The following is a 9,472-nucleotide window of genomic DNA, read 5'->3' as shown; positions in this document are numbered from 1 at the left end:
CCTTCATCGCCACCGTGGGGCAGTTCGCCTACACCAAGTCGTTCAAGTACGCCGAGGCCACGGCGCTGATGCCGCTGGACTTCACGCGGCTGGTCTGGGCTTCTCTGATCGGCTTCCTGGTCTTCGGCAAAGTGCCCGACATCTGGAGCTGGATCGGCGGCACGGTCATCTTCGCGAACGCCGTGTACATCACCTTCCACGAGGCCGGCGCGCGCACCGACAAGCCTGCCGTCCCGCCGGCGTAGCCGGAGTCTTCGCCGCCGCTGGACAGGCTCGACAAGAAAGCGATCCGGACGGCGCACCGTCCGGTCGCGCTCGGCTCAGCGGAAACGGCTGAAATCTGGCTTGCGCTTCTCGAGGAATGCGTTGGCGCCTTCCTGCTGTTCTTCGGTCTTGAAGTAGTTCGGCGCCACTTCCTTGATCAGGTCGCTCATGTCGCGGCCCATGATGGGCTGCATGTGGTGGTAGAACGAGCGCTTGACGATGCGCAGGCAGGTCGGGCTCAGGGACAACAGTTCGTCGGCGTACTTGCGCACTTCTTCGTCGAGCTTTTCTTTCGGCACGACCGAATTCGCCAGGCCCCAGTCCAATGCCTGCTGCGCGGTGTAGCGCCGGCACAGCATCCACAGCTCGCGCGCGCGCTTGTGGCCCAGCACATTGGCCGAGTGCGAAACGATGTAGCCGCCAGCCGGCGAGCCGACCCGCGGACCGTTCTGGCCGAAGATGGAATGGTCGGCGGCGACCGTGAAGTCGCAGAAGTAGGCGATGTGATGGCCGGCCCCAATGGCGTAGCCGCTGACGCGCGCGATCACCGGCTTCGGGCACTCGACGATCTGACGGTTGAACGTGAAGTTCAGGTCTTCCAGGCCGCTCTTGCCGCCGCTGCCCTTCTCCCAGTTGACGTCGCCGCCGACGCAGAAGGCACGGTCGCCGGTTCCGGTCAGGACGATGACGCCGACCTTCGTGTCGGCGGCGGCCACGTCGAGCAAGCGCTGCATCTCGACGATGTTGTCGCCGGTGAACGCATTCAGCGTCTTCGGCCGGTTGATGGTGATCGTGCCGACGTAGTCCTTGACGTCGTAGTAGATCTCTTTATCGGACATGGTGTTGCTCCAGTGCAAGGGTTGAGGAAAGGCGGGGCGGGCGCTGGGCTGCACCCGAATCGGGTTCAGTTCAGCTTGATGCTGGCATCGCGCACCACCTTGCCGAGCTTGGCGATCTCGGAGCGGATGTGGGCCGCGAACTGCTCGGGTGTGGAAGTCGTGATCTCGGCGCCGAACGCAGCCATGCGCTCGCGCGTCTCGGGCAGCGCCATGACCTTCAGGACCTGTGCGTTGAGTTGATCGATGATGGCCTTGGGTGTGCCGGCCGGCGCGAGCAGGCCGAGCCAGGCGGTGGACTCGAAGCCCGGGTAGCCCGACTCCGCCACCGTGGGCAGATCGGGCAACACGGACAAGCGCCTGGGGCCCGTGGTCGCCAGCGCCTTGAGCTTGCCCGCCTTGACCTGGGCCGTCGACGAGGCCACGCTGTCGACGATCATCGGCACCTGGCCGGCGATCACGTCGGCCACCGCCGGCGCGCTGCCCTTGTAGGGAATGTGCGCGATGTCGACCCCGGCCGCCCCCTTGAACATCTCTGCCGCGAGGTGCGTGGACGTGCCGTTGCCCGACGAGGCATAGCTCAGCTGGCCCGGCTTGACCTTGGCCATCGCGACCAGTTCGGTCAGCGTGTTGACCGGCACCGAGGGATGGACCGAGATGATGTTCGGCACCGCCGCGAGCAGGCTGATCGGCGCGAAGTCCTTGATCGGATCGTAGCTCAGCTTGCCGAACAGCGCGGGGTTCGCGCCATGCGTGGCATTGAAGCCGATGAACAGCGTGTAACCGTCAGGCGCCGACCGCGCCGCGGCTTCGGCGCCGATGTTGCCGCCCGCGCCGCCCTTGTTGTCGATCACGATCGGCTGCCCGAGCTGCTCGGCCAGCCGCAGTGCCAACGTGCGCGCCACGTTGTCGAGCACGCCCGCCGGCGTGGAGGGCACGATGATGTGAACCGGCTTGGTCGGATAGGCCGTCTGCGCCTGTGCCGCCGGCCCGGCGCTGGCGGCCCACACGAGCATGGCGCAGGCCACGACCCTCGAAACGACGGTGTTCGTCACGCGATCTCCTTCAGGTTTGAGCGGTGTTCGCGCCGCGCTGGCGCGCCAGTTCGACGAACCAGTCGAGACTGGCCGGGTTGGCCATCGCGCCGCGGTTCGCGACCTTCTCGATCGGCTGGCCGAGCAGCAGCTTCTTCACCGGAACTTCCAGCTTCTTGCCGGTCAGCGTGCGCGGCACCTCGGCCACCGCGATCACGTCGTTCGGCACGTGGCGCGCCGACAGCGCGCTGCGGATCGCGGCCTTGATGCGCTCGGTCAACTCGGCATCGAGCGCATGCCCGGGGCGCAGCACGACGAACAACGGCATCCAGCTTTCCCGGCCGAGGAACTCGAGGTCGACCACCAGGCTGTCCATCACCTCCGGCAAGGCCTCGACCACGCTGTAGAGCTCACTCGTGCCCATGCGCACGCCGTGGCGGTTGATCGTGGCGTCGCTGCGGCCGTAGATGACCGCGCCGCCGCGCGGCGTGACACGCAGCCAGTCTCCGTGGCGCCAGACGCCGGGGTAGGTGTCGAAATAGCTCTCGCGCAGACGCGTGCCGCCCGGGTCGTTCCAGAGGTACAGCGGCATCGACGGGATCGGCGCGGTGCAGACGAGCTCGCCGACCTCGTCGACCAGCGCGCGGCCGGCGTCGTCCCAGGCCTGCACGTTCGCGCCCAGGCAGCGCACCTGCATTTCGCCGACCACCACCGGCACGGTCGGCACACCGCCGACGAAGGCGCCGGCAAAGTCGGTGCCGCCCGACATCGGCGTGAGCCAGACGTCGCTGCCCACCTTGTCGTAGACCCAGCGGTAGCTCTCGGGGGACAGCGGCGAGCCGGTCGAGCCGACGGTGCGCAGCCGGCCGAGCGCTGCGACGTTGCGCGGCTCGACGCCGTGCTTCTCGCACATCGTGAAGAACGCGGCGCCGGCGCCGAAGAAGTCAAGGTTCATCTCGCCGCAGAAGCGCCACAGCGTCGAGTAGTCGGGCCAGGCCGGGTTGCCGTCGTAGACGCACATGGTCGCGCCCACCAGCAGCGCGGCCACGTTCAGGTTCCACATCACCCAGCCGGTGGTCGTGTACCAGTGGAAACGGTCGGTGGCGGCGACATCGTTGTGCAGCGCCATCGTCTTCACGTGCTCGATCAGGATGCCGCCATGGCCATGCACGATCGGCTTCGGCAGCCCGGTGGTGCCGGACGAGTAGACGACCCAGAGCGGGTGGTCGAATGCTTGCAGATCGATTTGCAGCGCGGCGTCGCGTTGCAGCGCATCGCGCCAGGCCACGCCCTGCGGCCAGGCCGTTGCGACCGCCTCGGGATCGAGGTACGGCACCAGCACCAGGCGCTCGACGCTCGGCAATTCCTGCAGCATCTGCCCGATCAGTTCGCGGCGGTCGTAGGCCTTGCCGCTCCAGCGGTAGCCGTCGGCGGCGATCATCACCTTGGGCTCAATCTGACGGAAACGGTCGAGCACCGCGGCCACGCCCATCTCGGGCGAACACAGCGACCAGATCGCTCCGACACTGGCCACCGCGAGGAACGCCACCACCGTCTGCGGAATGTTCGGCAGGTAGGCGACGACGCGGTCGCCGCTCGTCACGCCCTGCTCGCGCAGCCACTGGGCGAGCGCAGCCACATCGCGCTCGAGCCGGGCCCACGAGACTTCGTCGCGCTGCCCGGCCTCGTTGCGGAAGATGATCGCCGGCCGCTGCACGGTGGCATGCCTGAAGATCTGGCTGACGTAGTTGGTGCGGGTGTTCGGGAACCAGCGCGCCCCCGGCATCGAACGGTCGGCCAGCACCGGCGTGCGCTCGCCCTCGAGCGGCAACTCGAAGTACTCGACCAGTGCCGACCAGAACGCCCCGACCTCATCGACCGACCATTGCCACAACGCAGCGTAGTCGGCGAAGTGCAAGCCCTTGTGGGCGCGCAGCCATTCGGTGAAATGCGTGACGCGCGCGCGTGAAACGCGCTGCGGCGACGGGCGCCAGATCACCTCGGCGGCTTCGGCGTGGCTCATGAAGAGGTCCTGGTTGGATGGGGCTCGGCCAGGCGCACGACGCGCTCGCTCACCAGCCGCGCCACTTCGGCGGCGTCGCAGCCGAGTTCGCGCAGCAGTGCCTCGCTGTGCTCGCCGGCGCGCGGTGGCGGCGCCATCGCATCGGGGCTCAGCATGCCCTCACTCAGACGCGAAGGAAACGGGATCAGCGGCAGGCCTGGCAGCGCCGCGTGCGTCACGAAGCGCCGCGCGAGGATCGGATCGGCCATGGCCTCGGACACGGTGTTCACCGGGCCGCTGGGAATGTCGGCGGCCGCGAAGGCATCGACCCAGTGAGCAGCCGGACGGGTGGCGAAGATCGTTTTCAGTTCCACCGCCATCTCGGGCCGGCGCGCGACGCGGTCGGCGTTGGTCGCATAGCGCGGATCGTCGACCCACGCCGGCCGGTCGATCGCCTCGCAGAAGCGCCGAAACGCACCGTCACTGATCACCGAGACGCTGAACCAGCGGCCGTCACCGGCGCGGAAGTGCCGGCTCGGCGCGGCGATCGGCAGGTTGATGGCGCGCGCCGGCTCGCGCTGCTCGACGGCATGCTCGCCCACCTTGGCCGCCATCAGGTTGAACATCGTGTCGATCAGCGCGGTCTCGACCGCCTGGCCGCGGCCGGTCTGACGCCAGTGCATCACCGCCGCGAGGATGCCGAAGGCGCCGCACATGCCGCAGGCCACGTCGACGAGCGGCAGGCCCATGCGGATGGGATCGTCGCCCTCGTCGCCGCTGGCGTAGAAGCCGCCCGCCATGCCCTGCACGACGCTGTCGACCGCCGGGCGCAGGCGGTATTCGCCGCGCTCGCCGAAGGCCGTGACGGCGGCGTAGACGATCTCGGGATGGGTCGCCCGGACCGCGTCGTAGGTCAACGCGTACTTCTCGGCGAAGTCGGGGCGGAAGTTGTGCACGACCACCTGCGAACGCGCGATCAGGCGGTCGAGAATCGCACGGCCGGCGGGCTTGCGCACATCGAGCGCGAGCGACTCCTTGCCGCGGTTGCAGGACATGTAGGTGACGCTCGAATCGCCGTAGAACGGCGGCCCCAGGTGACGCCCGTCTTCACCCGCCAGCGCTTCGACCTTGATGACGCGCGCGCCCAGATCGGCCAGCGCCATCGCCGCATACGGCCCGGCGATCAGGCGCGACAGGTCGACGACCGTGATCCCGTCGAGTACGCCTGCCATCTCAAGGCCCGACGCGCTACTTGGCGCCGCGCGCCCGGGTGCGGAAGGCGGCGATGCCGGCGCGGTGCTCGGGCGTGTCTTCGAGCACGGCCATGTGCGACGACACCATGTCAAGGTGGGTGGCCAGCGCCATCGTCTGGCTCTGGTAGACCGCGCGCCGGAAGAAGCGAACCGCCTGCTGCGGCTTTGACGCGATCGTGCGCGCCAGCTCGTAGGTGGCGCTCATGAGTTCGGCATCGGGCACGCTGCGGTTGACCATGCCGATGCGCTCGGCCTCTTCGGCGCCGACGACGCGGCCGGTCCAGAACAGTTCGAGCGCGCGGGCGGTGCCGATCAGGCGCGGCAGGAACCAAGAGCCGGCGTCGCCGGCCATCAGGCCAATGTTGATGTAGGTCTCGGCCAGCGTGGCCGACCGCGCCATCAGGCGGATGTCGCACATGAGCGCCATGTCGAGGCCGGCACCGCGCGCCGCGCCGTTGATCGCGGCGATGACCGGCTTGTCCATGCGCTCGAGCGCGAGCGGTATGCGGTGCACGTTGCGGAAAAGGAAGTTCTTGCGCTCCAGGCTGTCCATCTCGCTGAACTTGGCCATCTCCTCGAAGTCGCCGCCGGCGCAGAACGCGCGGCCGGCGCCGGTGACGACGATGACCTTGACGCGTTCGTCAGCCTCGGCAGACTCAAGCGCCGCGCGCCAGGCTTCGATCATCTTCAGGTCGAAGGCATTGAGCTGGTCGGGGCGGTTCAGGGTCAGCGTGGCGATGCCATCGGCGTCAACGTCCAGGCGAACCGGCGGCTGATCGGACATGTTCGAGGGCTCCTTCGGTTTCGGTGAGAACGTGTTCAGGATAACATAACAAGTGTTAGTTTGGCAGCTTCGAAAGCTCGTGCCACCCCTCCACCACCGGACCGCCCATGGACCATGCCGACAACCGCAACGTCATCGCCACCATCAAGCGTGGCTGGAACGAGGACGCGTTCATGCGCGCGCAAGGCCTGCTCGTCGAGGAGCGCGGCGTGGGCGAGGTCACGATCCGCCTGCCGCAGGCCGGCCCGACCCAGCGCGGCGGCGGCGCGGGTGGCGACGCGGCCAAGGTGCTCAACGGTGGCGTCATCGCCTACATGTGCGACGGTGCGCTGGGCTACTCGATCATCTCCGGGCTGTTCGAGCTGCCGGACGCCCGGTCGGTCGATGTGCGCGAGCTGCGAACCTTCACGATCACGCTGACGATGACTTATCTTGACGTGGCCCGCGGCGACAGCTTCGAGGCGCGCGGGCGCGTCGTTCGCCTCGGGCGCGGCACGGCGTTCGCGGAGGGCCAGTTCATCAGCGAAGACGGCAAGGTCTGCGCGACGGCGCAGGGCATCTGGCGGGTGCTCTGGCCCCGATCGTGAGTTCCCAGAATCCAGGGGCTTCGCCGGGTGCCTCGGGCACGCCCGACACACCGCCATCCCAAGCCGTGAGCGACGATCCGATCGCACCCGACGCCGCCACCGGCAAGCCGCCCGCCCGCACGATGCGGGCGCGGCGCCGGGTGATCCTGATGGTGTTGATCCCGCTGTTCGGCCTCGCGCTGCTGCTGGCCTTCTACCTGCGTGGCGGGCGTGATGTCGAGACCGACAACGCCTATGTCAAGGCCGACAAGGTCGCCGTCAGCGCCGAGGTCGCAGGCAGCGTCGCCGAGGTGCTGGTGCGCGAGAACGAAGCGGTCGCGCCGGGCCAGGTCCTGTTCAGGCTGGCCCCGATGCCGTTCCGCGTGGCGGTCGCCGAGGCCGAAGCGCGGCTGGCCCAGGCGCGCGTCGACCTGGCGGCGCTGGGCGCGGGCCACCGCCAGAAGCAGGCGGAGATCGTCGTGGCCCGGACCCGCTTGTCGTTCGCGCAGCAGGAGCAGCAACGCCAGGCCGAGCTGGTGGCGCGTGGCTTTGTCTCGGCGTCTCGCTTCGACGACGCGCGTCAGGCCAGCGCGCTGGCCGGGCAGCAGATCAGCGTCCTCGAACAGGAACTGCAGCGCATCGCCGTGACCTTGGGCGGCAGCGCCAACGCGCCTGCCGATCGGCATCCGAGCATCCGCGCCGCGCACGCCGAACTCGAGCGTGCGCGGCTCGATCTCGCGCGCACCGAGATCCGTGCCGCGTTGCCGGGCATCGCCAGCAAACCGCCCCGGCTCGGTCAGTTCGTCAGCGTCGGCAGTGTCGCGATGGCCCTGGTGGTCAGCACCACGCCCTGGGTCGAAGCCAACTTCACCGAGACCGATCTGACGCACATTCGTTCCGGGCAGGCGGCGCGCGTGCGCGTCGACAGCTACCCGGGCGTGACTTGGCTCGGCACGGTCGACAGCCTGAGCCCGGCCACCGGGGCCGAGTTCGCGCTGATCCCGGCCCAGAACGCCACCGGCAACTGGGTCAAGGTCGTGCAGCGGGTGCCGGTTCGCATCCGGCTCGATGCTGCGGCCGGCCAGCCGCCGCTGCGCGCGGGCCTCAGTGCGACCGCCACGATCGCCACCGGCCAGCGGCGCGAGCTCTTCGGCCTGTCGATGCCGGCCGGCTGGTGACGTGGTCGTGAGCGCGGCTGCCGCCAGCCCCCGGGTCACCCACCCGGTGCTGGTCACCGTCTCGGTGATGCTGGCCACGATCATGCAGGCCGTCGACACCACCATCGCCAACGTGGCACTGCCGCAAATGCAAAGCGCGATGGGGGCGACCCAGGACCAGATCGCCTGGGTGCTCACCTCCTACATCGTGGCGGCGGCGATCTGCATGCCGCTGACCGGCTTCCTGTCGGGACGCCTCGGGCGCAAGCGCGTCTTCATGTGGTCGGTGGTCGGCTTCACGATCGCGTCGATGCTGTGCGGCGCGGCCCAGAACCTGAACCAGCTCGTGGGCTTTCGGCTGCTGCAGGGCGTGTTCGGCGCCTGTCTGGTGCCGCTGTCGCAGGCCGTGCTGCTCGACAGCCATCCGCGCGAGCGCCACGCGTCGGCCATGGCCTTGTGGGGCGTCGGCGTGATGGTCGGCCCGATCCTGGGCCCGTCGCTCGGCGGCTGGCTGACCGAGCACCTGAGCTGGCGTTGGGTGTTCTACATCAACCTGCCGGTGGGCATCCTGACCTGGCTCGGCCTGGCAAGCTTTGTGCCGGAGACGCCACTGGACCGTTCGCGCCGCTTCGACGGGCTGGGCTTCGGGCTGCTCGCGCTGGCCATTGGCGCGTTCCAGATGATGCTGGACCGCGGCGAATCGCTGGGCTGGTTCGCGAGCCCGGAGATCGTCGCCGAAGCCGTGCTCGCCGGCTTGGCCTTTTACCTCTTCCTGGCCCACATGTTCACCCACGCCCACCCGTTCATCGAGCCGGGCTTGTTCGCGGACCGCAATTTCAGCGTCGGCCTGCTGCTGATCTTCTTCATGGGCGCCATCCTGTTCGGCACCATGGCGCTGCTGCCGCCGTTCTTGCACAACCTGCTGGGCTACCCGGTGATCGACGTCGGCAATTTGCTGGTGCCGCGCGGTGTCGGCACCATGGTCGCGATGCTCATCGTCGGACGCCTGTCGGGCGTGCTCGACCTGCGCTGGCAGTTGCTGACCGGCATGGCGCTGACGAGCCTGGCGATGCACCAGATGACACAGTTCAACGCCGACATCGGTGCCTGGGACGTGGCGCGCACCGGCATCGTCCAGGGCTTGGGTCTGGGCTTCGTGTTCGTGCCGCTGTCGACGGTCGCCTTCTCGACCCTGGCGCCGCGCTTTCGCAACGAGGGCGCGGCGCTGTTCAGCCTGATACGCAACATCGGCGCCAGCATCGGCATCTCGGCCATGGTGGCACTGCTGGCGCAGAACACGCAGGCCGGGCACGCGGTGCTGGCCGAGCACATCAACCCCTTCAGCTTGCCGCTCCGGCAGGCGGTGGAAGCCGGCGCGCACGACCTGTCGAGCGAGGCGGGTCTGCTGGCGCTGAACGCCGAAGTCGGCCGGCAGGCGGCCATGCTCGCCTACCTGGAGGACTTCAGGCTGATGATGTGGGTGGGCCTGATCGGCATCCCGCTGATCGCGCTGCTGCGCAAGCCGCCGGCGGCCGTGCCGATCGCCGAAGCCCCGGGCACCGCCGAGTGATCGTCC

The 9,472-nt window shown here is 68.8% G+C and carries 8 protein-coding genes and 1 pseudogene; 4 read left to right on the top strand and 5 right to left on the bottom strand.

Translation table 11 applies throughout. The features are described from left to right. A pseudogene (locus AC30PD_RS14425) lies at positions 1 to 245 on the top strand (hypothetical protein); the annotation flags it as partial. A gap of 75 nt (positions 246 to 320) precedes the next feature. Here AC30PD_RS14425 and AC30PD_RS14420 read toward each other — a convergent pair. From AC30PD_RS14420 to AC30PD_RS14400, 5 genes are all read right to left on the bottom strand, one after another. Next, positions 321 to 1,103, bottom strand: a complete 783-nt coding sequence (locus AC30PD_RS14420; protein WP_489536328.1) for an enoyl-CoA hydratase-related protein — start codon at positions 1,101 to 1,103, stop codon at positions 321 to 323. A 65-nt stretch (positions 1,104 to 1,168) separates the two neighbouring features. Next, entirely contained in the window at positions 1,169 to 2,155 is a 987-nt protein-coding gene (locus AC30PD_RS14415; protein ID WP_489536327.1) for a tripartite tricarboxylate transporter substrate binding protein, read from the bottom strand. Positions 2,156 to 2,165: 10 nt separating this feature from the next. Beyond that, positions 2,166 to 4,157 carry an acetoacetate--CoA ligase gene (locus tag AC30PD_RS14410; RefSeq protein WP_489536326.1) on the bottom strand — a complete coding sequence of 664 codons (1,992 nt, stop codon included), beginning with the start codon at positions 4,155 to 4,157 and terminating at the stop codon, positions 2,166 to 2,168. After that, a complete protein-coding gene (locus AC30PD_RS14405; RefSeq protein WP_489536325.1) occupies positions 4,154 to 5,368 on the bottom strand; it encodes a CaiB/BaiF CoA transferase family protein in 1,215 nt (404 codons plus the stop codon). Before AC30PD_RS14405 ends, AC30PD_RS14410 begins: the two co-directional genes overlap by 4 nt. A gap of 16 nt (positions 5,369 to 5,384) precedes the next feature. Beyond that, positions 5,385 to 6,173, bottom strand: a complete 789-nt coding sequence (locus tag AC30PD_RS14400; RefSeq protein ID WP_489536324.1) for an enoyl-CoA hydratase/isomerase family protein — start codon at positions 6,171 to 6,173, stop codon at positions 5,385 to 5,387. Between the two features lie 107 nt (positions 6,174 to 6,280). On the opposite strand from AC30PD_RS14400, the gene AC30PD_RS14395 reads away from it, so the two are divergent. From AC30PD_RS14395 to AC30PD_RS14385, 3 genes are all read left to right on the top strand, one after another. Beyond that, the gene (locus AC30PD_RS14395) at positions 6,281 to 6,760 is read left to right on the top strand and encodes a PaaI family thioesterase (RefSeq protein WP_489536323.1); all 480 of its coding nucleotides are present in this window, start codon (positions 6,281 to 6,283) and stop codon (positions 6,758 to 6,760) included. Positions 6,761 to 6,825: 65 nt separating this feature from the next. Continuing rightward, positions 6,826 to 7,917, top strand: coding sequence for an HlyD family secretion protein (locus AC30PD_RS14390; protein WP_489536322.1), 1,092 nt, complete (start codon positions 6,826 to 6,828; stop codon positions 7,915 to 7,917). A gap of 7 nt (positions 7,918 to 7,924) precedes the next feature. Next, positions 7,925 to 9,466 (top strand): DHA2 family efflux MFS transporter permease subunit, encoded by a 1,542-nt coding sequence (locus AC30PD_RS14385; RefSeq protein WP_489536321.1) that lies wholly within the window; start codon positions 7,925 to 7,927, stop codon positions 9,464 to 9,466. The last annotated feature ends 6 nt before the right edge of the window (positions 9,467 to 9,472 follow it).

It is taken from the genome of Rhizobacter sp., from assembly GCF_032229685.1.
Lineage (GTDB): Bacteria > Pseudomonadota > Gammaproteobacteria > Burkholderiales > Burkholderiaceae_C > LMDS01.
The sequence above is the reverse complement of the archived record's forward strand: the minus strand, read 5'-3'. Positions and strand labels throughout refer to the sequence as shown.

What these genes read in the sequence shown, in the direction of transcription:
- AC30PD_RS14395 (WP_489536323.1), top strand. Translation starts at nt 6,281, where the DNA reads ATGGACCATGCCGACAACCGCAACGTCATCGCCACCATCAAGCGTGGC.
- AC30PD_RS14410 (WP_489536326.1), bottom strand. Translation starts at nt 4,157, where the DNA reads ATGAGCCACGCCGAAGCCGCCGAGGTGATCTGGCGCCCGTCGCCGCAG.
- AC30PD_RS14405 (WP_489536325.1), bottom strand. Translation starts at nt 5,368, where the DNA reads ATGGCAGGCGTACTCGACGGGATCACGGTCGTCGACCTGTCGCGCCTG.
- AC30PD_RS14400 (WP_489536324.1), bottom strand. Translation starts at nt 6,173, where the DNA reads ATGTCCGATCAGCCGCCGGTTCGCCTGGACGTTGACGCCGATGGCATC.
- AC30PD_RS14420 (WP_489536328.1), bottom strand. Translation starts at nt 1,103, where the DNA reads ATGTCCGATAAAGAGATCTACTACGACGTCAAGGACTACGTCGGCACG.